The 24672-nt window shown below is 67.8% G+C and carries 23 protein-coding genes and 1 pseudogene; 8 read left to right on the top strand and 16 right to left on the bottom strand.

Features of this window, described 5'->3' with window-relative positions:
• Window positions 1–144 precede the first annotated feature (144 nt).
• The 6 genes from AB0H61_RS08700 to AB0H61_RS08675 form a co-directional block, all read right to left on the bottom strand.
• Complete coding sequence (locus tag AB0H61_RS08700) at window positions 145–1023, bottom strand: family 43 glycosylhydrolase (RefSeq protein ID WP_357300838.1); 879 nt, start codon at window positions 1021–1023, stop codon at window positions 145–147.
• 192 nt (window positions 1024–1215) lie between these two features.
• Window positions 1216–1878 (bottom strand): hypothetical protein, encoded by a 663-nt coding sequence (locus AB0H61_RS08695; RefSeq protein WP_357300837.1) that lies wholly within the window; start codon window positions 1876–1878, stop codon window positions 1216–1218.
• A 52-nt stretch (window positions 1879–1930) separates the two neighbouring features.
• Window positions 1931–2698 (bottom strand): tyrosine-protein phosphatase, encoded by a 768-nt coding sequence (locus AB0H61_RS08690; RefSeq protein ID WP_357300835.1) that lies wholly within the window; start codon window positions 2696–2698, stop codon window positions 1931–1933.
• A gap of 4 nt (window positions 2699–2702) precedes the next feature.
• Window positions 2703–5012: a pyruvate, phosphate dikinase gene (locus AB0H61_RS08685; RefSeq protein ID WP_357300833.1), complete on the bottom strand. Its 2310-nt coding sequence runs from the start codon at window positions 5010–5012 to the stop codon at window positions 2703–2705.
• A gap of 982 nt (window positions 5013–5994) precedes the next feature.
• Window positions 5995–6462: a hypothetical protein gene (locus tag AB0H61_RS08680; protein WP_357300831.1), complete on the bottom strand. Its 468-nt coding sequence runs from the start codon at window positions 6460–6462 to the stop codon at window positions 5995–5997.
• Between the two features lie 187 nt (window positions 6463–6649).
• Window positions 6650–6898, bottom strand: coding sequence for a hypothetical protein (locus AB0H61_RS08675; RefSeq protein ID WP_357300829.1), 249 nt, complete (start codon window positions 6896–6898; stop codon window positions 6650–6652).
• A 219-nt stretch (window positions 6899–7117) separates the two neighbouring features.
• Here AB0H61_RS08675 and AB0H61_RS08670 point away from each other — a divergent pair.
• Window positions 7118–7325: pseudogene (locus AB0H61_RS08670) on the top strand (transcriptional regulator); the annotation flags it as partial.
• A 45-nt stretch (window positions 7326–7370) separates the two neighbouring features.
• Here AB0H61_RS08670 and AB0H61_RS08665 read toward each other — a convergent pair.
• The 4 genes from AB0H61_RS08665 to AB0H61_RS08650 are packed head-to-tail and all read right to left on the bottom strand — an operon-like array spanning window position 7371 to window position 11404.
• Window positions 7371–8189: an SDR family NAD(P)-dependent oxidoreductase gene (locus tag AB0H61_RS08665; RefSeq protein WP_357300828.1), complete on the bottom strand. Its 819-nt coding sequence runs from the start codon at window positions 8187–8189 to the stop codon at window positions 7371–7373.
• Window positions 8190–8201: 12 nt separating this feature from the next.
• Window positions 8202–8933 (bottom strand): glucose 1-dehydrogenase, encoded by a 732-nt coding sequence (locus tag AB0H61_RS08660; RefSeq protein WP_357300826.1) that lies wholly within the window; start codon window positions 8931–8933, stop codon window positions 8202–8204.
• Between the two features lie 11 nt (window positions 8934–8944).
• Window positions 8945–10639: a 3-oxosteroid 1-dehydrogenase gene (gene kstD / locus AB0H61_RS08655; RefSeq protein WP_357300824.1), complete on the bottom strand. Its 1695-nt coding sequence runs from the start codon at window positions 10637–10639 to the stop codon at window positions 8945–8947.
• A gap of 6 nt (window positions 10640–10645) precedes the next feature.
• The gene (locus AB0H61_RS08650; RefSeq protein ID WP_357300822.1) at window positions 10646–11404 is read right to left on the bottom strand and encodes a glucose 1-dehydrogenase; all 759 of its coding nucleotides are present in this window, start codon (window positions 11402–11404) and stop codon (window positions 10646–10648) included.
• Window positions 11405–11591: 187 nt separating this feature from the next.
• Here AB0H61_RS08650 and AB0H61_RS08645 point away from each other — a divergent pair, with 187 nt between their 5' ends.
• From AB0H61_RS08645 to AB0H61_RS08625, 5 genes are all read left to right on the top strand, one after another.
• Window positions 11592–12761, top strand: a complete 1170-nt coding sequence (locus tag AB0H61_RS08645) for an LLM class flavin-dependent oxidoreductase (RefSeq protein WP_357300820.1) — start codon at window positions 11592–11594, stop codon at window positions 12759–12761.
• A gap of 1 nt (window position 12762) precedes the next feature.
• Entirely contained in the window at window positions 12763–13524 is a 762-nt protein-coding gene (locus tag AB0H61_RS08640) for a glucose 1-dehydrogenase (protein ID WP_357300818.1), read from the top strand.
• 87 nt (window positions 13525–13611) lie between these two features.
• Complete coding sequence (locus tag AB0H61_RS08635; RefSeq protein WP_357300816.1) at window positions 13612–14559, top strand: alpha/beta hydrolase; 948 nt, start codon at window positions 13612–13614, stop codon at window positions 14557–14559.
• Window positions 14556–14900, top strand: a complete 345-nt coding sequence (locus AB0H61_RS08630; protein ID WP_357300814.1) for a hypothetical protein — start codon at window positions 14556–14558, stop codon at window positions 14898–14900. The genes AB0H61_RS08635 and AB0H61_RS08630 overlap by 4 nt, the downstream gene beginning before the upstream one ends.
• Before the next feature lie 244 nt (window positions 14901–15144).
• Window positions 15145–15660 carry a hypothetical protein gene (locus AB0H61_RS08625; protein WP_357300812.1) on the top strand — a complete coding sequence of 172 codons (516 nt, stop codon included), beginning with the start codon at window positions 15145–15147 and terminating at the stop codon, window positions 15658–15660.
• Between the two features lie 41 nt (window positions 15661–15701).
• Here the strand turns inward: AB0H61_RS08625 and AB0H61_RS08620 are convergent, their stop codons facing one another.
• The 3 genes from AB0H61_RS08620 to AB0H61_RS08610 all read right to left on the bottom strand — a co-directional run bounded on the left by AB0H61_RS08620 (window position 15702) and on the right by AB0H61_RS08610 (window position 19787).
• The gene (locus AB0H61_RS08620) at window positions 15702–16694 is read right to left on the bottom strand and encodes a TAXI family TRAP transporter solute-binding subunit (RefSeq protein WP_357301315.1); all 993 of its coding nucleotides are present in this window, start codon (window positions 16692–16694) and stop codon (window positions 15702–15704) included.
• Window positions 16695–16756: 62 nt separating this feature from the next.
• Window positions 16757–18790, bottom strand: coding sequence for a TRAP transporter fused permease subunit (locus AB0H61_RS08615; protein ID WP_357300810.1), 2034 nt, complete (start codon window positions 18788–18790; stop codon window positions 16757–16759).
• An 88-nt stretch (window positions 18791–18878) separates the two neighbouring features.
• A complete protein-coding gene (locus tag AB0H61_RS08610; protein WP_357300808.1) occupies window positions 18879–19787 on the bottom strand; it encodes a helix-turn-helix domain-containing protein in 909 nt (302 codons plus the stop codon).
• Window positions 19788–19884: 97 nt separating this feature from the next.
• Here AB0H61_RS08610 and AB0H61_RS08605 point away from each other — a divergent pair, with 97 nt between their 5' ends.
• Window positions 19885–20679 carry an SDR family oxidoreductase gene (locus AB0H61_RS08605; protein WP_357300806.1) on the top strand — a complete coding sequence of 265 codons (795 nt, stop codon included), beginning with the start codon at window positions 19885–19887 and terminating at the stop codon, window positions 20677–20679.
• Window positions 20676–21746, top strand: coding sequence for a diacylglycerol kinase (locus AB0H61_RS08600; protein ID WP_357300804.1), 1071 nt, complete (start codon window positions 20676–20678; stop codon window positions 21744–21746). Before AB0H61_RS08605 ends, AB0H61_RS08600 begins: the two co-directional genes overlap by 4 nt.
• 10 nt (window positions 21747–21756) lie before the next feature.
• Here AB0H61_RS08600 and AB0H61_RS08595 read toward each other — a convergent pair whose 3' ends face one another.
• The 3 genes from AB0H61_RS08595 to AB0H61_RS08585 form a co-directional block, all read right to left on the bottom strand.
• Entirely contained in the window at window positions 21757–22806 is a 1050-nt protein-coding gene (locus tag AB0H61_RS08595) for an aminotransferase class V-fold PLP-dependent enzyme (RefSeq protein ID WP_357300802.1), read from the bottom strand.
• 111 nt (window positions 22807–22917) lie between these two features.
• Window positions 22918–23997: a YncE family protein gene (locus AB0H61_RS08590; RefSeq protein ID WP_357300800.1), complete on the bottom strand. Its 1080-nt coding sequence runs from the start codon at window positions 23995–23997 to the stop codon at window positions 22918–22920.
• A 190-nt stretch (window positions 23998–24187) separates the two neighbouring features.
• Window positions 24188–24667, bottom strand: coding sequence for a nuclear transport factor 2 family protein (locus AB0H61_RS08585; RefSeq protein WP_357300798.1), 480 nt, complete (start codon window positions 24665–24667; stop codon window positions 24188–24190).
• Between the last annotated feature and the right edge of the window lie 5 nt (window positions 24668–24672).

The following is a 24672-nucleotide window of genomic DNA, read 5'->3' as shown; positions in this document are numbered from 1 at the left end:
GCCGGGTGGTGCGATTCGCCGAAACGTCGGCGAGTCGCCGCATCGTCGGACCGCGGGGTCCGCGACGAGGCGGCGGTGGACGCGTCGATGCGCGCCCGGTCGGGCGATCGAAATCCTTGCCGGACAGCGCAAGTGGCGTGCAAGTCACCGGGGAACGCCGGTGATGCTACGTGGGCGAGGGAAGGTGAGGGGCGCCAGATGTACCCCGCCCTGTCCCCACCCGGCGTGGGTGATCCACCAGCGCTGCCCGTCGTGCACGAGTTCGGCGGCATGCGCGGCGATATGGCCGACCTTGTCCCCGATGCGGAAGCGGAAGGGGCTGTCACTGCGGAAGACATCGGTGCCGACATATCCGGGGCGGGGTCCGATGAACAGGTACCAGGAACCGTTGTGCCGCATCACGAAGGGGGATTCGGTGTTGCCCGCGTCGGTGCCGACGGTGGGGTCGGTGTAGGCGATGTGCCGTTCACCCCAATGGTGCAGATCGGTGCTGAGCCGGTAGGCGACGACGTGGTGACCGCCCTGCGGTGCGCTGGTAGCGCAGTAGTAGAGGACCCACTTCTCGCCGATGCGCAGCACCATGGGATCGCGGGCGTCGTAGCCGTCGCGGAACAGCGGGCCCGAGGGGGAGCGGGTCCATCTGAACAGGTCCGGCGACGTCGCCAGGTTGATCGCGGCGCGGGTGCGGTCCGGGCCGCCTCCCGCGTAGAACATGAAATACCGTCCGCCGGAATAGATCACGTGCGGCGCCCAGAGGTGCGTTTCGCCGTATGCGGCAGCTACCGTGAGGGCCGGAGCGCGTTTGGTCCACCGTCCCCGCAACTCCTGCGCGGTGGCGTGGGCGAATTCGACCTCGTGAAATGGATCGGCGGGTTCGGGATGGGTTATCCCGAACAGATGCCACCGCCCGGTATCGTCGCGAACAACGGTGTGATCGTTGATGTACCAAGGCCGGTCCGCGCCGACCGTAGGGTCGTAGATTCGCGTGAACGCCCCCGCTCGCACCTCTTCGCGCGTCACCATGGTCACCATGATCCCGCCGTGCGCCCAGCGGCGGGTCCGACCCGGAATTCCGGCGCGCCCTCGGTTCGTCCTCCGAACTGTCGCGGGCATGGTGATCGGATCGCGGCGCTGTCGGTCGGCGGCGTATCGCCGTTGCCGGGGTGCCGCGGGTGAGTACCGCGGCCCCCGACGCGCCACTTCGGCCACGCCGGGTTAGTTGCCGGGGCCGCCCCAAGGGGTCTGGCCGCCCTGGTCGGGGTTGCCCGGGGCCGGGTTGCCGGGCGCGGGGTGGTCGGGAATGGTATGGCCGGGTGCGGGTACGCCGAGTGGGCCGTTGCTCGGTGTAGCGGGGCCGGGTGGGAAGTGTCCAGGGTGACCGGGCCCGGGTGGGAAGTGGCCCTCGGGGGCTCCCGGCGGCGGGCCACCCGGCCCGGGGAGCGGTCCGGCGGGACGCGTTCGGCGTCGTGCCACCTGGCCGAATCGGGCGCCGGTGAAATGCGAGCCGTAGACGCCGAGACCGAGGATGCCCGCGATCAATACAACGACGCCCGCAACCCAGTCGATATGCCAGAACGCCGCGATCACACCGGCCACCGAGCTCAGCAGCGCCACCACCCTGGCGGCCTCATCGGTGAGGTTGGGTGCGGCGGCCTGTTCGCCGTGCAGTTCACCGATCATGATGAGCACCGCGAGCAGCGGTAGGGCGATGGCGAAGCCGATGACGGAGATCTTGCCGGATACGCCGAGCGCATCCGCGGTGAGGAAGCCCTGCAGGATCACCACCCCGATGGCGATGAGCCCGCCGTACACGAGGTTGTTCCGCGTGGCCCAGGTCTGCCTTTCCGCAGGTGTAGCCACTTTGTTGGCATCGTCCACGTCAAGCACCCTACTCCCGTTACCGGGGCCTTGCCGTGGCTGCGAATACCCGTCAGGCGGGTTCGACCAGGATCTCCCGCAGACGTCGGAGTTCGGATTCGGTGAGGCCGTTGGCCAGCAGCCACCGGGCGGCGCCTCCGTGCTCGGTCGCGAGACCGTCCAGAAAGGCGGACATCACCTCGGGATCGACGGCCAGGATGCCGGTGCGCACCGGCGGTAGACCGTGATAAGAGGGCAGCGCGTCCAGCCGGGCCCTGATGCGTTCGAGACGTTCGCCGGTGAGTGCGTAGTCGGCCGCGATCTCCGCGGCGGGTACCCCCACCGCGTCGAGCAGTACGGCGGCGAGCAGGCCGGTGCGGTCCTTGCCCGCGGCGCAGTGGAAGACGACCGAATGCCGTGCGCTGTCGGCAACCAGCCGCACCGCGGAAACTACGGATTCACTACTGCCGGAAAGCAGTTCGCGATACAGCTGAACCAGGTCGTAATGCCTGCCGTCGGGGACCAGGTCGGCGGGGGTCGCCGCGGTCCGGGTGGCCTTGCGGACCGGGAGGTTGACCTTGTCGATCGCGGCCGCGCCCAGTCTGCCGTAGCCCTCACGTTCGATCTCGTCGGGATTGCGCAGGTCGATCAGTGTCCGCAGGCCGACGGGGCCGATCAGCAGGCCGAGGTCGGCGTCGGTCAGGTGCTGCGGGGTGCTGGCGCGGTAGACGACACCGAAGCGCGTGGTGCCGCCGCCCGCCACGGGTAGTCCGCCCAGGTCACGGACATTGTCGATCTCGGCGAATTCCACCCATCGCCGTGGGGCGCTGTCGGTACGCATGGTCTCAGTGCGCCCGTCCCGCCGCGGCCTCTTCGGCTCGGCTCAGGCCGCACAGCCCGATGAGGTCTTCGTGCAGTTCGAACCACACGGTGTGGTAGCTGTCCATGATGGGGCGGGCCACCCAGAGGTGGTCGCCCTCGTCGATCCGCGCGACCGCGTGATCGAGCCGGGCGGCGTAGCGGGACAGTCGCGGCGCGAGGCCGCCGATGTGCCGGACCAGCGGCACGACCCTCCGGTGCAGATCCGTGAGACGCGTCAGGACCGTGCCGTCGTATTCGGCGTCCGCGTGATCATTCACGGTCGCAGCGTCTTTCATCTGCCAAGCCGTGATGACATCCTTCAATTCGCCGTTGAACCCGCAGAATTCGTCGTAGGCGGCGGCGATGACGGTGGAATCGACCCCGCCGCGTTCCTCCTCGAGTAGTCGGGTGAGGTGGTCGCGGCCGCTCGGTGTCAGGCGCACCCCGGCCGGGGTGTTCGCGCAGAGTTCGCGCGCGACGAGATCATCACAGCGACCGGTTGTTTCGGTGACGGGGACGGCGAGGCTGATGGCGAGCGCGTCCGGCTGCACCCGGCCCTTGATGCCGATGAGCCGGAGCAGATCCAGGTCGGACAGCGGGTGTGCCGCGGTTGCGGACTCGGTGCCGGTGCGGCCGTCGGCGGGGGTGTGCGGCTGCGTCTGGCTGTCGTGCGGGGTGAGGCGCGGCAGAGCGATATCAGGCGCAGGCGGGGTTCCTGCATACATCAGTCCATTGTCGGCCGATACCGTTGCCGATGAATGGCTTTCGTCGATCGCGCGGTCGCGAGCGGCGAAGGTATCCGCGAGGTCGGCGGCATCGACCCCGGCCCAGTTCGCGAGTTGCCGCACGTCCTCGATTACGGATGGGTCCACCGGCTTTCCGGTGATTTCACCGAGGAATACCGCGCCCGCGCCGCCGTCCACCGTCACGGTGTGTCCGGCCAGCGCCTCCACCACACCCGGCCCGCACCCGACCACGCAGGGGCGGCCGAGTTCGCGGCTGACCAGCGCGGCATGCGAAGTGGCGCCGCCGAGTTCGGTGACGATGGCGCGGGCGGCGATCATGCCGTGCAGATCGTCGGGGCTGGTGGTCGGCCGGGCAAGGATCACATGTTCACCCGCCGCGGCTCGTGTTTCGGCCTCGTCCGGATCGGTGACGACGACACCGGAAGCCAGCCCGGGACAAGCGGATTCGCCTCGCGCGAGCGGTGGCTGCCCGCTGTCGTCGCCGGAAGCGGGACGCAGGACGGTCACCAACTGATCGGCGTCGACCCGGCGCAGCGCGGTATCCGCATCGATCAGACCCTCGTCGACCATGGCCACCGCGGCCCGGACCGCCGCGCGCGCCGAACGTTTCGCGGGCCGCGCCTGCAGCAGCCAGAGCCTGCCGGATTCGACGGTGAATTCGATGTCCTGGATATCGCGGCCGTCGCGTTCCAGTAGTTCGGCCGCGTCGATGAGTTGGCGGTGCAGATCGGGCAGCGTGGTGGCGAGATCGTTCAGCGGCCGGGGCGTGGTACGCCCGGATACGACATCCTCGCCCTGTCCGCCGATCAGCCATTCGCCGAAGACCGGTCCCGCACCGGTATTCGGGTTGCGGCTGAACAGCACGCCGGTGCCGGAGAGCGCATCCAGATTGCCGAACACCATGGCCTGCACCGTGACCGCGGTGCCGAGGGCATCGGAAACGCCGCGACTGCGCCGATAGGTCTTGGCGCGGGCGGAATCCCAGGAGCGGAACACCGCGGTGGTCGCGCCCCGCAGTTGCTCCCAGGGATCCTCCGGCACCACGCCGTTCGAATCGTCGAGCACGATGTCGCGGTACTGCTCCAGGAAGCGGCGATGGGTGTCGCGGGCGTAGCCGGGGCTGCGGGTTTCGGCGATCAGCGCCCGCTCGACCTCGGCGTTCATCCCGAGATTGAGGACCGTGTCCATCATGCCCGGCATGCTCACCGCCGCGCCGGAGCGCACCGAGACCAGCAGCGGGTGGGTACTCGACCCGAACCGCCTACCGGTGCCGTGCTCCAGCGCCCTGATCCCGGCCCGCACCCCCGCCCAGATCTGCTCGTCCAGCATCCCGCCGTTAGCGCCGAATTCGGCCCAGGCCTCGGTGGTCAGCGCGAAGGCGGGCGGTACCGGAAGACCGAGGGCGCGCATGTGGTTCACGCTCCACGCCTTACCGCCGATGCGCTCCCGGGTCAGTGTGCAGGTGCCGTCGAGTTCGGCAACGTGCGGTGCGGTGCTCTCCAGGGCGGCGCGATCCGGTCGCTCCACAGGCTCCACTCCGGTCGTCATGTCACTCCTTCGTTGTCACGTTGTCGAACGGCCACCTCGCGCACGGCGGGATGACGGGGGCTGATCGCCGATCTGCCGGTCGCAGACCCCGGCATTCGATCGCCCTGACGAATGGCGCAGCTTCGGCGCGGATTCCAGACTGCCCGGGTATGCCGCGACGGAGTACCCGACGTCCCGGTCAGCAGGATGTACGCGCCGTCGTGCCGGTACGACCGGAGCGTTGCGTACGCGGGGTTATCCGTGCTCAGGCGTACGGGTCGGTGAGCTCGCGGAGTTCGGTGTGCGCGCGGTGGAGCTGGCCGTGGTGGTCAGCCCACTCGGTCGGAACCTGGACGGCGGTTTCGTTGGCGTGTGCGGTGGTGTCGCGGCCGCGTGCGGTCGGACGGATAGGCGGGCGCGACCGTCTGCCGGATCGGGTACACGCTCGATGTAGCCCGCTCACTCCAGCTGGTCGCTCAGGAAACCCGTGATCTGCTTGGTGACCTGGGCTTGTTAGGCGAGATCGGTGAGCCGGGTCCACCCGGGCCGATCCGCTGCACCCTGCGCGACCCGCGATATCGGCGTATCCGGACTCCGCCAGCGTCCGGAAGACCCGCCGTTCCATGCTAGGGGATGAACAGCAGCACCTTGATGTCGAGCTCCTCGTCGGCAGCCCGCGCCATTGCGCTACCTCCCGACGCTGCGGTGGTCGCCGCGACTCACGTGTGGACATATGGGCTGGCCCGTCTGGGCGAAACGCCGCCTGAAGTGCTTTTACCTGGTTGCCATCGATGTCGATGGGGCGGTTGGCGCAGGCCCCGACATCACCGGCCGCATCGCGCTTCTACTGTTGATCACCGGCAGGGTTCGTGGTCATCCCACGCCTGACCGGCCCCGGGGTGGAAGGAGTTCGCGACCGGTCTGCGCGGACATCATTCGGCCCGAATCGCCGGAACCCGCCGGAAAGTCACGAAGAATGTCCGCTCACACCATGTCGCTACTATTACTCCGCGGTCAGCGAGCCCGGATCCGCGAGCATGGTCGCCGGTGTACCGGTGAAAACGATGTCGCCGCTGTGCTTTCCGACGTCGCGCCCGAGATCGATGATCCAGTCGGCACGGTTTATCACCTCTAGGTCGTGCTCGATGGCGATCACCGTGTTACCCGCTGCGGGCAGGAGTATCAGCGTGCTCTTACCGGAGCCCGCTACGACGGTGAGTACGCCGGTCGGGAACCGGGCGGTGACGTCGCGCAGGTTGTGCCGAGTGCCGCGAATGGTGAGCCAGCCGGTGGGTGTGCGAGCCTTGACCGGCCGCGCCCGGCGCAGGTTCACAATGGTGAGTGTGCCCGAGGTGCGCAGCTTTTCGATGCAGCCCTGGAGGACCACCCGCCCGCCGTCGATGCCGGGACCTATATCCACGATATGGTCGGCGATGGCGATGACATCGGAGGAGTGTTCTACCACCAGCACCGAATTGTCCCGGTCCCGCGACTGGATCAGCAGGTTGTTCAGTCTGCCGACACCGCGGATGCATGCCGACGCTGGGCTCGTCGAAGATATGGGTGATGCCGGTCAGGCTGGAGCCGAGGTGTCGAACAACCTCGAGGCGCTGCGCTTCTCCGCCGGAGAGCGTCGACGTCTCGTGATCCATCGACAGCTATCCGAGCCCGACCTCCTCGATCCGTCGCAGCCGGTCCACCGCCGACGGGGCGATCGGTGCGGCCACCGGATCATCCAGTGCGGCAAGCACGTCGATTAGTTCGGCGACCTCCATCCGCCCGCAGTCGGCGATGCCGAGTCCATCGATGCGGCTTGCCGGCGCCGCCGCATCGAGGCCCGCGCCGCCGCACGCCGGGCAGATCTGTGCGCTGACCACCGCCTTCGCCGCCGCCCGGTTCTTCTCCAACAGGCCGCCGAGATCCCGTTTGATGTACAGCCGGTCTAACCGCGGGAGCAGTCCGTCGTAGGCGTTATGCCCCGTCGAATCGGTGCGGTTCAGTCGAATAGCCCGAAATCCGTTGCCGCTCAGAAGCAGCCGCCATTCATCGGGTGTGTAGTCCCGTACTGGATTGTCCGGGTCGAAGAGTCCGGATTCGGCGAAGAGCTGCCACTGAAATGCGCCGTGCGCGAGCTCTGAGATCCGGTGCGTGCGGGTCTCGGCTCGGTCGGCGGTTACCGGCTGGAGGCGGGTACCGCCCTGCCGCCGTTGCTGTTCGACGACGAGGAAGTCCTCGGGCTGCGTGGCGCGGCCCAGGGAGCCATCGCGGGAGTCGAGGAGTCCGTCGCCCGTGCCCTCGGTGGAACTCCGGCAAGTCTTGCCGTCCCGGCTGCGCGGCGCCGCGGGCTGGTCATACCAGCGACCGGTCGCGGGTTTCGGGTCAGGCGACCTCGTTCTTCATCTGGGCGGTGATGATCTTCTGATAGCCGGAGCCGAACAGGCGGGGGAGTAGGTCGATGACGCGGGCGTCGGTGCCGATGAGGATCTTGGCCTTGTCCTTGCGGATGCCCTTGAGAATGGTGGTGGCGGCGCTTTCGGGGGTGGTCTTGGCGAGACGGTCGAAGTTGGCTGCGAGGGCGTCGCGGTCACGGTCACCACCCGCGCGGGCCTTCCAGGCGATCTCGGTTTTGACCATGCCGGGATGCACGCTGCTGACGCCGACGGGGTGGCCCGCGATCTTCATTTCCTGGCGAAGGGCGTCGGTGAAGCCGCGGATGGCGAATTTGGTGGCGTTGTAGGCGCCTTGGCTGGGGCAGGCGGCCAGGCCGAACATACTGGAGACATTGGCGATATGGCCGTCACCGGAGGCGATGACCTGCGGCAGGAACGCCTTGGTGCCGTGCATGACGCCCCAGAAGTTGATATTCACGATCCACTCGAAGTCCTCCCAGGTGAGTTCTTCGACGGTGGCCGTGAGTGAGACGCCCGCATTGTTGACCACGAGATTCGCCGGGCCCAAATCGGATCGGACCTCCTCCGCGTGCGCGTAGACGGCATCGCGATCGGTGACGTCGAGCCTGTAGGCGCGGGCCTTGGCACCCTGCTGCTCGCACAGCGCGGCGGTCTCACTCACATTGGCCAGATTTCGACCGGACAATGCCAAACGCGCTCCATTGTGTGCCAATTCGATGGCAAGCGCGCGTCCGATGCCCGCACCCGCGCCGGTGATGACGGCGACCTTGTCCTGGAAGTTCTTCACAGCAGTAGTCCTCTATTTGGTGGTGTAGCCGCCGTCGGCGACGAACTCGGAGCCGGTACAGAAACTCGACTCATCGGAGATCAGGAACAGCACGACATTGGCCAGTTCGTCCGGCGTGGCCGCCCGCGGCAGCGGCTGGTCGTGCACCATCGAGTTCGAACGCTCGGACTCGGAGGTCATTTCGGTGGCGACCACCCCGGGATGCACCGAGTTGACCCGGATGCCGTCGGCGCCGAACTCCTGGGCGGCGGCTTTGGTCATGCCGCGCACCGCCCACTTGGAGGCGACATAGCCGAGGATATTGCTGAAGGCGATGATGCCGCCGATCGAGGAGATATTGACGATCGACCCGTTGCCCGCTGTACGCATCGACGGCACAACGGCTTTCATCCCGAGGAACACCCCGACCTGGTTGACGTCGATGACCTTGCGGTAGTCGGCCTCGGCCAGCCGCTCGATCGGGTCGACGTGCACGATGCCCGCATTGTTGACCAGCCCGGAGACCGGTCCGAAGGCGCGTTCGGTCTCCGCGACCACGGTGGCCCACGCGGTTTCGTCGGTGACGTCGAGTGGCAGGAACATGGCCCGCGCACCGAGTTCGGCCGCGACCGCCTTGCCTTCGTCGACGAGCACATCCGTGATGACCACCGACGCGCCCTCGGCGATCAGCCTGCGGGCGAACGCCGCCCCCATGCCGCGGGCACCGCCGGTGACGATGACGGTCTTACCGTTGACTCTGCTCACGCCCTGCTCCTTCATTCGGCGGCCCGATCCAGGTCCGCGAGGTGATTGGCGGCGATATAGCCGAAGACCATCGCGGGTCCGATGGTCGCGCCCGCGCCCGCGTAGCTATTGCCCATGACGGCGGCCGAATTATTGCCTGCCGCATAGAGTCCCGCGATCGCCGAGCCGTCGGCGCGCAGCACCCTGGAATTCTCGTCGGTGACCAGACCGCCCTTGGTGCCGAGATCGCCCGGCACCATCTCCACGGCGTAGAAGGGGCCCTGATCGATCGGGGCCAGACAGGGATTGGGCTGTACCGTCGGATCACCGTAGTAGCGGTCGTAGGCGGATTTGCCGCGGTGGAAGTCTGCATCGCGGCCCGCGCGGGCGAATCCGTTGAACCGCTGAACCGTTGCCGTGAGCGCATCGGCGGGTACGCCGATCTTCGCCGCCAGTTCGGCGAGCGTATCCGCCTTCTTGATGATTCCGGCCTCGTAGTACTTCTCCGGGATCGGCCGCTTCGGGAAGGTGCCGAGGAACAGGTACCGGTCCCGGAAGCGCTGATCCATGATGAAGTGCGCGGGCACGTGGCCGATCCCGGACGCGTTTCGCTCGTACATGGTGTGCACCACGTCCACGTAGCTGGCGGATTCGTTGGTGAATCGCTCACCGGCGTCGTTGACCATGATGCCGCCCGGCTGCGAACGCTCGGCCAGGCAGAAGAAGGGCGGGCCGTCGGGGTTGCGCACCGACGGCCCCCACCAGGCGTCGTCCATGAGATCGAGTGCGGCGCCGATACTCTCGCCCGCGCGAATGCCGTCGCCGACATTCTCGGTCGCGCCGACGGTCCACTCCGTACTCACCGGCTCGGCGAAGAACTGTTGCCGCATCTGGAGGTTGTGCTCGAATCCGCCCGCGGCAAGCACCACGCCGCGGCGGGCCCGGATGGTGATCGGACGGCCGTCGCGCTCGGCACGCACACCGATTACCACGCCGTCGGCGGTGATCAGTTCGGTCAGTGGGGTATTCAGCCATACCGGCACCCCCGCGTCGCGCAGTGCCAGCCACAATCGCGCCACCAGCGCCTTGCCCAGGCTCAGCGGCAGTCGTCCGCGCAGCTTGTTCATGACCGCCTTGGCGCCGACCTTCATCGCGGTGCGCTTACCCTTCCAGGTGCGCGCGATCATATTGAGATCGTGGAAGTCGCTGACGGTGAACGCGATTCCCTTCGGACCGGACATGGTGGGCTGATTGATCAGCGCCAGGTCCGCACCCAGCAGCCTGCCGTCGACGATCGCGGGCTCGATGCTGCGGCCCTGGGCCAATCCGCCGGGGAGTTCCGGGTGATAGTCGGAGTAGCCGCGGTCGTAGACGAATTCGAGGTGCGGGGTGCGCTTGCTCAGATAGGCCATCATGCAGGGCCCGTTGTCCAGGAACGCGTCCTGTTTGGTCTGCGGAACCCGGTCACCGACAACGGATTTCAGGTATACCCGGGCGAGATCCGGGTTGTCGGGCACACCCTCGCGCACCAGGACCGGATTGTTCGGAATCCACACCCCGCCGCCGGAGCGCGCGGTGGATCCGCCGAAGCTGCGACTCTTTTCGATCAGCACCACCGACATCCCGCGGTAGGCGGCGGTCAGCGCCGCGGTCATCCCGGCGGCGCCGGAGCCGACGACTACGACGTCGTACGTGTGTTCCTGCGACATCTCTGCCCTCTCGTTCACGAATGATCAGTAACCGGCGCCGGTCAGCATGCCGCCGTCGACGACAACCTCGGTGCCGGTGCAATAGCTCGCGGCATCCGAGGCCAGGAACACCACCGCCTCGGTGACCTCGGCGGGCTGTCCCCAGCGCGGAATCGGCAGTGCGGCAAAGAAGGTGTTGCCGTCGACGCCGGAACCCGCGGACGCGGTCATGGGCGTGGCGATACCGCCCGGATGGACCGAATTGACCCGGATGCCGTCCGCGCCGAGCTCGCGGGCGGCCGACTTCGTGAGACCGCGCAGGGCGAATTTGCTTGCGGCATAGGCGGAAAGTCCGGCGGCTCCGATGAAGCCCTCCACCGAGGAGATATTCACGATGGATCCGCCGCCCGCGGCGTTGAGCGCGGGCGCGGCGGTCTTGATGCCGAGCCAGGCGCCGGTGACATTGACGGTCATGATGGCCGTGAAATCCTCCACCGACATATCGGCGATGCGTCGGAAGCGGAGGATGCCCGCGTTGTTGACCAGCACATCGAGTCTGCCGTAGTACGTCTGGGCCGCCGCGACGGCGGCCGCCCAGTCCGACTCTCTCGTGACGTCGTGGTGCACGTAGTGGCAGTCCGCGCCGAGTTCGGCGGCCAGTTGCTTGCCCTCCTCGTCGAGCACATCGCCGAACACCACCCGCGCGCCCTCGGCGACGAAACGCCGCACGTGCTCGGCGCCCATCCCGCGTGCCCCACCGGTGACCAGCGCGACCTTGCCTTCGAGTCGACCCACTGACTCCATCCTTTCCTCCAGCGTCCCTTCGAACGCTAGGGGCGCGGTCGGAGCGTGAGCGGGAATAGTCCCATCCACCGAGACAAGCACCTGACCTCCACGGAAGCATCGGAAATATTTCTACTAGGCATATCGAACGTGGGGGATGGCAGCCGGCGAAGCCGGAGGGGTGGGATGAACACAGTGGAGGCAATGCATGAAGTTCTCGATGATCTTCGAGGCACAGATGACCAATCCGTCCGCCGATCACGAACAGCAGGTGCTGCGTGACTGCGTCGAGCAGGCGGTACTGGCCGAGGAGATGGGCTTCGACACCGTATGGGCGGTCGAGCACCACGGCCTGAAGTGGTACGCGCATATGAGCGCCCCGGAGATCTTCCTGACCTGGGTCGCCGCGCGCACCGAGCGTATCCGCATCGGCCACGGTGTGGTGTGCATGCCCTTCAACTTCAACCACCCGGTCCGCGCGGCCGAACGCGCGGCCATGTTGGACGTGCTCTCCGGCGGCCGGGTGAACCTGGGCGCGGGCCGCGGCGCGACCCCGCAGGAGACCTCCATGTGCGGCGTCGATCCGGACCGCACCTATCAGGAGGTCGAGGAGTCGCTGCGCATCATCGGCAAGGCATGGCAGGACCCGGAGGGCGAATTCGAATGGCACGGTGAGTTGCTCGATATCGACCCGCATCCGATGCTGCCGCGCCCGATCCAGTTGCCGCACCCGCCCCTGTTCATGGCGTGCACCAAGAAGGACACCCTGAAGCTGGCCGCCGACTACGGTATCGGCGCGCTGGTCCTGGGTTTCGCGGGTGTGGAGGAGATCGCCGAGCTGCGCCGCACCTATGACGCGGCCATCGCCGAGCGCACCGGAGAGAAGTTCGTCTCCACCGTTGTCAACGATCATTTCGCCGCGCTGTGCCCGACCATCGTGTTGGAAGATCGGGAGAAGGCCCAGCAGATCGGTGCTCGTGGGCAGCGCTTCTTCGCCCAATCCATCAAGCACTGGTATGGCGCGGGCCCGGTGCCGGATGAGGCCGTCGACCCGAATGCCGACGAGGTCGCGAAGATCAAATCCGCCGCCGAGGAGCACGTGGCCTACCTGCACGAGGCGAAGATTCCGGTGAAAGCCGGCGCCACCTCGGTCTTCAATGTCGAGCACGCCTATGGCAGCCCCGAGGACGCCATCGCCTATGTCGAGCGGCTGAAGGCGGCGGGCGCGGACGAGATCCTGTGCCTGATCCAGATGGGCACCGTGCCGCAGGAGGCCTGCCTGGAAACCATCCGGCACTGGGGCGAGACGGTGATCCCGCACTTCCGGTCGAGCGCAGCGAGCCGGAACGGACATTACAGCCGGAAGAACGAGGCCTGAGATGACCGATCTGAACGGCAAAGTCGCACTCATCACCGGCGCGGCCCGCGGACAGGGCGCCGCCGAGGCTCGCCTGTTCGCGAAACTCGGTGCGCGCGTGGTACTCACCGACGTACTCGAGTCCGACGGCAAGGCGGTGGCCGAATCCATCGGTGCGTCGGCGCGTTTTGTCCGGCACGACGTGAGCAGTGCCGAGGAGTGGGCGGCCGCGGTGCGGACCGCGGTGGACGAGTTCGGCGGCCTCGATGTGCTGGTGAACAATGCGGCGATCTACACCGCCAAGCCGTTGACCGAGACGAGCGCCGAAGAGCTGGAACGGATCCTGCGCGTCAATCTGGTCGGCTCTTTTCTCGGCATCCAGGCAGTGGTCGCGCCGATGGTGGCCGCGGGCGGTGGATCCATCGTGAATATCTCGTCCCAGGCCGGTTTGCAGGGACTGCCGGGTCACGCGGCGTACGGCGCGTCCAAATGGGCGCTGCGCGGTCTCACCAAGACCGCCGCGTTGGAGTTGGGTCCGGTCGGCATCCGCGTGAACTCGGTGCACCCCGGGCCGATCGACACCCCGATGATCGGACACCTCGGCCTCGGCCACGGCGCGGGTAGCTTCCCGACGCTGCCGCTGGGCCGGGTCGGGCTACCCGACGAGGTCGGCAGCCTGGTCGCCTTCCTCGCCTCGGATGCGGCCGGGTTCATCACGGGTGCGGAACTCGCCGTGGACGGCGGACTTTCGGCGGGCCCGTTCGTCCCGCCCGGCGCACCGTAGGGATTTGCCGATGCGGACGAATATCGCACCGCGCGTGGCTATTTCGTCCGCGCCGGTGCTCACTATCACCGAGCGGAGGAGCCCGCGATGCCGTTGAAGCCCGAAGCGCAGGCGATTGTCGACGCGGCATCCGCGGCATTTCCGAAGCTGGGCACCGAGGTATTGGATGCCACGGAGGCCCGCCGAATGCTCGCGGCCCGTCCCGCGGCGCCGATCGACCCGATCCCGGTCGGCCGGGTGGAGGAGTTGTCGGTACCCGGTCCCGCGGGTGCGCCCGAGGTGCGGGTCCGGGTGTACCGGCCCGACTCCATCGATGCGCTCCCGGTTGTGATGTTCTGCCACGGTGGTGGTTTCACCATCTGCGGGCTGGACAGCCACGATCAGCTGTGCCGGACATTGGCCGACGGCGCTGGTGCGGTCGTGGTGTCGGTCGACTATCGGCAGGCGCCGGAGCACCGCTTCCCGGCCGCCGCGGACGACGCCTACGCGGTGCTGTGCTGGATCGCCGAGAATGCCGACGCGTTCGGCGGCGACCCGCGCCGAATCGCCGTGGCCGGGGATAGTTCCGGCGGCAACCTGGCCGCGGTCACCAGCCTCATGGCCCGTGACCGCAATGGCCCCGGCATCTCGGGACAGGCGCTCATCTACCCGATGCTCGACCCCGCCCGCGATACCGTCTCATACCGGGAGAACGCGCGGGGATACTTCGTCACCGATGATCACCTGCGGTGGTATTGGGAGCAGTACCTGGGCCCCGACGGCGACGAGGACAACCCGTATGCCGCCCCGCCGCGCACGGCGGATCTCACCGATCTGCCGCCCGCCCATATCGTCACCGCCGAATTCGACCCGTTGCGCGATGAAGGGGAGGCATACGGTGAGCGATTGCGCGCCTCGGGTGTCGAGACCGAGGTGATCCGCTATGACGGGCAGTTCCACGGCTTCGTCAGCATGGCCGATCAGCTGGCGGATGCGAAGGCCGCATGTGCCGAGATATGTTCCGCGCTGCGCCGATTCCTGGGGGTCGCGCGGTGAGCGTGGAACGTATCGGCACCATCCTGCCCGCCGACAATGTGCCTGCCGCCGTCGACTTCCTCACGGCGGTGCTCAGGACCCCCGCGACCTTCGTCGACGGCGACCGGTGGGCGCAATTCGATATCGGACCCGTCAGGGTGAGCGTTGCGGGTACCGATCGTGAGGGGGAGGCCGCCGCCCTTTCGGTAAAGGTGACCGATCTGGATGCGACACTGAATCGGCTCCGCGAGACGGGCTGCGCCGTCGCTGATCCCGTCATCGGTCCGCACGAACGCCGGGTATCGGTTCGTCTCGATCGTCAATCCCCCTGGACCGTAGTTCTTTACGAGCCGATGGGCTGAATCGCACGGGTTTTCGGCCGTCCCGGTCGATCTTCGGAGCAATACCGTTGATGGACATTTTTTCGCGATTCTTGCTGGTCAAGATCGTCGAAACGGGTAGAGACCCGTCGCGAACGCCCCGTCCGCGGACCCCGCACGCGATCGTGTGCGGGGCATCCGTCGGATGAATTCCATTGGGCGATAGGGGTATACGAGTTGATCACGGAAGCCGCCATGGTTACCCGTGCGGGGTTACGGTGAGCCCGTGGCGGAGTGGATCAGCGTGTACTGCGGGAGCCAGGTCGAACTCGACGTGGAGCAACTGCGTGACGAACTGGCGATGGCGGACCTGCTGACCCTGGCGGAGGCGGTCTACGACACCGACGAGGCGGCAGCCGACGCGGTCGCGATGGCGACGAAATACCTTCGGATCGAGCGATACGGCGCGGAGATCGAGGTGCACTGGAAATCCGTGGGCCGTCCGCTCCAGATCCGCGCTGTCTCCGGTTCCGCGGCCGAGAAAGATATCGCCGAGGTCCTCACCGACCGCCTCCCCGCCGCCACCGGCCCCGGCCCCGACCGGGTCCGCGCTCAACTCGCCCGAACCCGCCAGGTCGTCTACCTGGAAATGGGCGGCACCGACGCCAAGGGTATCGGCGCGGTACTCGGTGAAATCATCGCCTTCCGGCTGGCCGAGGCGGGTGACGGCCTGGTCTGGCTCTTCGACCGCGAATGGGCCGCACCGGATAATCGCGGTGCGGCCATCTGGAGCCATTCCTGACCGGTGACCGCGACCGCCGACTCCGCGCGCAATACCCTGTGTCATCGGGTGAGCGCGAAGGCCGCGCCGCGGTGCAGGGGAACGGGAGCGGTGTTCTGGGCGGCGTCGCGGCTGATGCCCTTGGCGGCCGAATTAGCCTGTTCCAGTTGAGTTTTGCGGTCGAATACGGTCTCGGTGAGGATGCAGGCGAGGTTCGCGTCGAGATCGTCGCGGACGAGCAGCACATTGGGGACGACGATGGTCCTGGCGTCGGCGGAAAGGCCGTAGGTCGCGGCCGGGATGGCGCCTTCCTCGTAGACCGGGCTCACGGTGCGCATGCGGGGCGTGAGGTCGGCGATGTCGAGGAAGCGGACCTTATCCCTGGCCGAGGTGAACAGGTCGGTAATGCCCGGGGTGGGCAGGCCGCCGGAGAAGAACATGGCATCGATGGAGCCGTCCTTCATACCGTCGACGGTCTTGGTGAGATCCAGTCGCTGGGCGGAGATATCGGACTCCGGATCGAGGCCCGCCGCCTGCAACACGCGGTGGGCGATGACCTCGGTGCCGGACTTGGGTGATCCGGTGGAGACGCGTTTGCCGCGCAGATCGGCAACCGAGTTGATATTCGCGCCGGTCCGCACCACGACCTGGGTGTAGTTGGGGTAGAGGCGGGTGAGTGCCTGCACCGGTTGTTTCTTGCCGTCGAAACTCCCGGTGCCGAGTACGGCGTCCGCCGCGGTGTCGGCGAGTGAGAAGGCGACCTGGTATGTGCCCGCCACCAACTGCTGGATATTCTGCACCGAGGCGCCGGTCTCGGCGGCGGTGGCCTTGACGGTGCCGTTGGTGGCCTGGGAGATCTGCTCGGCGTAGGCATTTCCGAGTGCGAAGTACACACCGGTCGCATTGCCGGTGGCGATCCCGACACGGGTCTCCTGCGACACCTCGCACGTCACCGCGCCACCCGCGTCGGTCTGCGGCGCATCGCGACGGCCGCCGCACCCGGCGAGCAGCCCGGCGGTCACCACGGTGGCGGTCAGTACCACCGCGAGACGCATCGGGCGACGCGATGGAGATACGGTACCGCCGCCGCGCTGCACCGAAACCCTTGCGACTCTTCTCATGTCTTCCTCCTTCGGGAGAGCAGAGTGACCCCGACGGCCGCGCCCAACACGACCAGCCCGGCGACGATCGCGCCCGGCTCCAGGTACAACAACACCAGCCCGCCTACCGCGGCGAGTACCCGCGCCGGGGTCCCGGCGCGGCCGATGCCGAGAATCCAGCCACCGGTCGCGGCGGCCAGCGCGGCCACGCCGAGACAGGCCACCGCGGTGGTCCACAGCACCCCGAGCGCGGGACCGCGTCCGAGCAGATATTCGCCCGGCTCGGTGAGTACGAAGACGACGGGCACCAGGAATGCGGGTAGCGCGTATTTGAGGGCCTGCCACATGGTCGGCACCGTGCGTCCGCCGGTAATGGCGGCCGCGCCCACCGCGGCCAGTGCGGTCGGCGGCGTCACCTCGGAGAGCACCGAGTAGTAGAAGACGAACATCGCGGCCGCCGGTGCGGACACCTCCAGCGCGAGCAGCGCGGGTCCGATAATGGCCCAGCCGATAATGAACGATGCCGTGACCGGTACCGCGAGTCCGAGCAGGGCCAATGCGATCGCCGCGAAAACCACTGTGCAGGCGAGTATTACGGTGTGATTGTCCGATAGTGCCCGCGCCGCGCGCACCAACAGTGCCGCCAGTTGCGCGCCGAGGCCGGTCTTGGTGGTCATCGCGGTGATCACCCCCGCCGAGGTGCAGACCGCGACCACCGGCAGCGCGGACCGCACCCCGCTGCCGAGCGTGCGGAATATCCGGCGCGGCGAGCGTGCCGCGGCGCGGGTGCGGGAATCGAAGAACGCCAGCACGAATGCGAGTGCTGTCGCGTAGACGACCGCCCGGGTCGCGCTGACGCCGAGCAGCAGCAGCACCACGATCGCGATGAGCGACAGGAAGTGGTAGCCGAACCGCGCCAGCAATCGCCACACGGAGGTGCTCGCGACCTCCACCGGCCGAGTGCCGAGCCTGCGCGCGTCGATTTCGACGGCGAGCAGAATGCCCAGGTAGTACAGGACCGTCGGAATGAGCGCCCAGCCGAGTACGCTCACATACGAGACGTCCAGATATTCGGCGACAATGAATGCCGCGACTCCGAGCGTCGGTGGTGACAGAATGGCGCCGACGCCCGCGGCCGCCAGCATGCCGCCCGCCTGCTCCGGTGGATACCCGGCCCGGCGCAGAATCGGCCAGGTCACCGCGCCCACGCTGACCGCCGTCGCGGTGCCCGAACCGGATACCGTACCGAGCAGAAATCCCGAAGCCACCGTGGTGCGTCCGGCCGCGGTGCGTGAACGGCGGAACGCGGCGACCGACAGATCGACGAAGAACTGTGCCGCCCCGGAGAATTCGAGGACCGCGCCGTACAGCGTGAAGAGCACGATATAGGTGGCCGCGACGTCCAGCGGGGTGCCGTAGAACCCGCTGCCCGAGTTGTACAGCGCATCGATGATCTGCGAAAAGTCCAGTCCCGCATGGGCAATGGTCCAGTGCTGCGGCAACAGCCCGCCGTAATACCCGTAGCCGAGGAATACCAGGCAGACCACCGGCAGCACCCACCCGGTGGTGCGGCGGCAGGCCTCGAGTACCAGTACCAGCAGCAGGGTGCCCATGGCGATATCGACCGGATTCAGTAGCCCTTGCCGATCCAGGAAGGCGTCGTATCCGCCACCGCCGGAACCGATCTGCATCGGCAGCACCGGATACAGACATGCGACCAGCGCCACGGCCGCGAGCGCCCAGTCCAGCGGCCCGGGTCCCGTGGCGCGATCCAGTCGCCGCACCCCGGACCGATAGGCCAGGAATATCAACGGCAGCGTCCCGGACAGGAACACCACCAGGTAGTACTGGCTGCCCTGCGGCAATGGCCGAAAGACTTGCCACAGCGCCAGAATCGCGACCGCGAAGGCCGCGGTCGCCACCACTCGCTCCGGCCACCCGGTCAGTTCCCGAGCCGGCCGCTCCTCGTCGTCGACCTCGAGTTTCTCCGGCACCACCGGATCCGCGAGGGGCTGCTCGAGATCCGGGTGAGCGCCCCACGTATCCGACATGGCGAGACGATACCAACGGGCCGGTCCAAGATCGGAGGCTTTGGCGACATGGGGGCCGACAAATTCCGCCGTCGCGGCGCCGGTGCGCCTAGTGCCCCGGTTTCGATGCGGCGGTGAGCGCGTTCGCGGCGTCGCGGACGGCGGCGATGTAGCCATCGCGTTCGTCCTTGGTCGTGCTCGCGCGCAGCGGGCCCAGTTGGACTTCGTAGGCGGCGGTGCCACTGGCGTCGAAAACCGGGGCCGCGAGGTAGCTCAGCGGGAGCACGGTGTCGGAGTCGAGTTCCGCCCTGGTGAAGGGCCGGGCCGTGAGCTCGGCCAGCTGGCGTAGGACGCGGGTGCGCAGATTCGATTGCAGCAGTTCGGTTCCCGCGGCGGTGAGGAGATCGGCGAGTAGATCGACCAGGCCCGTATCGTCGGCGCGGGGACGGAACAGCGCGACGCCGCGCTCCCTTACCAGGCTGAGCAGCGCACTGGCGGTGCGGCGTTCGACTTCGGGGGCGGCGGTGAGCCAGGTGTTCTGTTCGGCGGCGGACCGCCAGGGCATGACACTGGCGCCCGCCGGGAATTGCAGCGGGATGCGGTGACCGACGGGGATTCCGGGGACCACGCGGTCGGGGCCGTGGCGGACGTCGAGCACGGTGAGACGGTCGGGATCGATACGGCTCAGCGTTGCGCCGCAACCGGTTCGGGTGGTGAGCGCGGCCAGGATATCGCCGACGCCGTGCGGGAGCGGCGGATCGGTGAGACCGGTCAGCGCGGCGCCGATGCGGTATCCGCGCTGTGGGACCCGGACCACCCAGCCCGCCGAATCCAGTTCGGCCAGTACGGCGGTGGCGGTGGCGCGCGCGATGTCGAGGCGGTCGGCCAGGACCGCGACGGGGATCGGCTCCGGTTCGGTCGCCAGCAGCGAGACGATGTCGATGACTCGGCGCGTTGGCGGTGACGGCGACCGGTCGCGGTCGGCGGTCGCGCCGGGCGCGGTACTGCTCTGTTCCATCGGCGAACCCCTTGTGCGATCTCGGCGACCAACTCTACGATGACGAATATACGACACGTACTGTCGAATATTCGACAGTACGGGATGGGTGGAGCGCATGATTCTGGACAGATTCCGGATCGACGGCCAGGTCGCCGTCGTCACCGGGGCGGGTCGCGGACTGGGCCGGGCGATCGCCATCGCCTTCGCCGAGGCCGGCGCCGATGTCGTCATCGCGGCGCGCACCAAGAGCCAGCTGGACGAGGTGGCCGAACAGATCGCGGCGCTCGGACGGCGCGCGCATGTGGTGCCCGCCGATCTGAGCGATATCGAGGCCACGGCCGCACTCGCGGCGACGGCCGTCGAACGGTTCGGCAGGCTGGATATCGTGGTCAACAATGTCGGCGGCGCACTGCCCTGTCCGCTGCTCGACACCACGCCGGAGGCGTTGGTCGAGGCATTCAACTTCAACGTCACCAATGCGCACGCGCTGGTCCGCGCCGCGGTGCCGCGCATACTCGAAACCGCCGGTGGCGGATCGATTCTGAATATCACCTCGACCATGGGGCGGTTGCCCGGCCGCGCCTTCGCGGCCTACGGCACCGCGAAGGCGGCGCTGGCGCACTACACGAAACTGGCCGCGCTGGATCTGAATCCGCGCATCCGGGTGAACGCCATCGCACCCGGCTCCATCCTCACCTCGGCACTGGAGATCGTCGCGAGCAATGACGCCATGCGCAACGAACTGGAGTCGAAGACGCCGCTGCACACCATCGGGGATCCGGAAGATATCGCGGCCGCGGCGCTCTACCTGGTCTCCCCGGCGGGCAAATATCTCACCGGCAAGGTACTCGAACCCGACGGCGGATTGATCACCCCGAACCTCGACCTGCCGGTTCCGGATCTGTCATGACCTATCGCGTGGTGCAGTGGGGCACCGGGAATGTGGGCAGGCACGCGTTGGCGGGCATCATCGCCAACCCCGAGCTGGAACTGGCGGGTGTGTGGGTGTCCGGACCCGCGAAGGCCGGGCAGGACGCGGGAGTGCTCGCGGGACTGGATCATCCGGTCGGCGTCAGCGCGACGAACGACGCCGACGCCATTCTGTCGGCCGCGCCGGATTGCGTCGTCTACTGCTCGATGACCGACAACCGTCTCATGGAGGCCGTCGAGGACCTGCGCCGATTGCTCAGCGCGGGTATCAATGTCGTGGCCTGCGCGCCGGTCTTCTTCCAGTACCCCTACGGTGTGCTGCCCGAGGAACTGCTGCGGCCGATCGAAGAGGCGGCCCGCGAGGGCAATTCGTCGCTGTGGGTCAACGGCATCGATCCCGGATTCGCCAATGACCTACTGCCGCTGGCGCTCGCGGGCACCTGCCTGCGCATCGATCAGCTGCGCTGTCTCGAGATCGTCGACTACGCCAGCTACGACAATCGCACGGTCATGTTCGACATCATGGGATTCGGCAAACCGCTCGACGATACTCCGATGCTGCTGCAGCCGGGCGTGTTGTCGCTGGCCTGGGGCGGCACCGTGCGGCAGTTGGCCGCGGGTATCGGTGTGACACTGGACCGCGTGACCGAGGTCTACGAGCGGATCCCGGCTCCGGACTCGTTCGATATCGCGACCGGTCATATCGCCGAAGGTACCGCCGCCGCACTGCGTTTCGAGGTGCGCGGCATGGTCGGCGACGAAGCGGTGACGGTGCTGGAACATGTCACCCGGCTGCGCCCCGATCTGTGCCCGGACTGGCCGCAACCGGCGCACCGGGAGGGTTCCTACCGGATCGAGATCACCGGGGACCCGTGCTACGCCATGGATGTGGTGACATCGAGTCCGAATGGCGATCACAATCACGCCACGTTGCTCGCCACCGCCATGCGGATCGTCAACGCGGTTCCCGCCGTCGTCCGGGCCGAGCCGGGTATCCGGACGGCATTGGACCTGCCGCTGATCACCGCACCCGCCACCCGGCGATGATCGCCCGGTCCTACCGATCGGACAGGACCTCCAGCGCCCGGTCGGCATCGGCCGCGCTGTTGTAGAGGTGGAAGGCGAAGCGCAGTCCACCGGCCCGGACGGAGGCGATCACACCGGCCTGTTCCAATCGCGGCGCGGCGTCCCCCGCGCCGGGCACCGCGACGATCGCCGACGGCCCGGGCAGCGGCGCGTAGCCGAGATCGGTCAGTCCCGCGCGGAACCGGTCGGCGAGCTCGAGATTGTGGGCGTTGATCTTGTCGATGGTCAGCTCCTCGAGCAGCCGCAGCCCGGCGTGCGCGGCGATGACACCGAGCCAGTCCGGTGTCGCGTCGAACCGGCGGCCGGACTCGGCCAGCCCCACCGGGCGGTACAGCTCGGCCCATCGATCGGCGGCCGCGTACCAACCGGGTGAGACCGGTCGCACCTGCGCGGCGGCCTCCGGCGCCGCGGCGAAGAAGGCGACGCTGCGGGCGCCGATCAACCATTTGAAGGTGGCGCACACCCAATAATCGGCGTCGGCGAAGTGCAACGGATGCCACCCGGCGGCCTGGGTGGCATCCGCGAGCAGCCGCGCGCCGTTGGCCTTGGTGACGGCATGCAGGGTCGCCAGATCGGTGACCCGGCCGTCCGCGGACTGCACCACACTCACCGCGACCAACGCGGTCTGCGGTCGCACCGCCTCGGCCAATTGCTCCAGCGGCACGAACCGCACCGCGAGATCGCCCCGATGCAGGAACGGCAGAGAGACCGAGGAGAATTCGCCCTCCGCCAGCAGCACCTCGGCGCCGGGCGGCAGCGCGGTGACCACCGGACCGATCAAACCCGCGGCGGTGCTGCCCAATCCGATGTCATCGGGGGTGGCGCCGACCAGCAGCCGCGCGAAGGCGGCCCGCAGCTCCTCGACCGAACCCTCGTGCGTCATCGGGCCGCCCTGTCCGGCGGCCCACTGGGCATTGGCCTGCGCCACCGCGGTCAGGGCACGCGCGGACGGCAAACCGTAGGATGCGGTGTTGAGATAGACGGTCTCGGGGGCGAATTCCGCGGGTACGAGCGATGACATGGCTCCAGCATGCTGGCGACGGTTCTCCCGCGTCCAGCGCCACCGATCCGAAACTGGACCGATATCGCTGCCCGCGAGGGGTTCCGGCGGCAGTGGCGGGAGGGGGTGGGCTCAGCGCAGGAACGCGCCGAACCCGGGGCTCGAGCCCATGCCGATCGGCGAACCGGCCGGATGGAAGTCATCGGCGGTGTAGGGGACCAGTGCGCTGGGGTGGGCGTTGGCCTGGAGGAAGGTGGACAGCACCGAGGTCGACTCGAAACCGGCGACCGGCGTGGCGAACAGGGGCCGAGCCTGCGGGCCGAGGCTGCCGACATACATCTTCGCGCCGTCGGCGGTGAAGCCGACCGACAGCGGTGCGTCGACGGGTACCGTCCCGACCACCCGATCGGTGGCGATATCGATCATCTGCACGGCGTCGGCGCCCAGTGTCGCGACCATGAGTTTGGTGCCGTCCGGGCTGACCGCGCCCGAAACCGGGGCGCTGCCCGCGCCGAATGGGATCGCGCCGGTGCGTTGCCAACTCGCCGTATCGATGACGGAGACATTGTCGCCGAGCACATTCATCGAATACAGCTTGCGGCCGTCGGGGGAGACCGCGGCGGAGAAGGGCAGCGAGCCGTCGATCTGAATCCGTTGTCCCAATTGGAATCCGGACTCGGGGTCGAAGGCCGCGGCGGTGGAGTCGGCGAAGACGCTGTAGATGCGTCCGCCGTCGGGTGCGATCGCGGCCGCGAGCGGGATGGACGGCAACGGCATCGAGCGCACCAGCGTATTCGTCACCGTATTCAGGACATCGATCGACGGTCGCGCGGTGAAGACGTACATCTGATCGCGGACCGGGTCGGAGATGAGTTGGGTGACCCCGTCGGTGCCGGTGATCGGGATGCGGGTGGTAACGGCATGCGATTCACGGTCGATGACAGCTATATCGTCGGGGCCGATGAACGGCGGATTGAAGGCCTGGACGTAGAGGCGGCGCCCGTCGCGTGACGCGGCCACCGAGGAGGCGTGTATGCCCGCACCGTCGATCCGGTCCACCACTCGGTCGGCGGCCGTATCGACGACGAGTACCGCGCCCTCACCCGACACCGGGATGTAGGCGAGCGGACCGGTCCGGTCGGCCGCCGCGCTCGGCGCGAATATGGTGAGCCCGACCGCGGCCAGTACGGCCGCGATAGACCTGAATGCCATTCCAGGACCTTTCCGTGTGCAAGCGCAAGTGGCCACTATTGCGCGGAATCGTTACGGACGCAACAGGTCGCGGTGGCGAATGACATATCTCCCAACCCTCGGCGCCCATGCCTGTGCCACCCATCGCGCTCGGAACAGCCACCGCCGCATCGGTTTTCGACCAGGATGGACATCTCCGCGCGGTGGCGGCCTACCGGGTCGGCGAGGCCCACATATTGGACAGAAGTTGGTAGCTCGGCGTATCGGCGAGTGCCTGGGACGACTCGTAGATGCGCTGATACCGGGTCGCGGTGATACGCCAGCGACCGTCGGCGTCCAGTCGGTAGCTGTCGGTGTAGTACCCGGCGCCGCGGATCAGCACCCCGTACTCGGTGGCGATCACGGTGTCTTCGAAGGCCCACGAGCCGGTGGCCGTCGCGCCCGCCACCGTGATCTCCGGGTGGTTCGCGATATGCGTGGTGACGATCGAGGGCCCCAGGTTCTCTCGCATGAACGCGGTGATGGCCTCGCGACCGTCCAGCACCAATGGCTCACCGAGCGCATGCGTGCCGTACCGGCCCTCCGCGTCCACCGCGAGCGTATCCGCGAATTCATCCCACTGTTTGAGGTCGAGGGTGCGGAAGTAGCGGTATTTGAGCTGGCGGATGGCTTCGAGGGCGGCGAGGTCCATTCGCT

This window comes from Nocardia sp. NPDC050710, assembly GCF_040654375.1.
Lineage (GTDB): Bacteria > Actinomycetota > Actinomycetes > Mycobacteriales > Mycobacteriaceae > Nocardia.
This window is presented reverse-complemented; position numbering and strand designations above follow the sequence as displayed.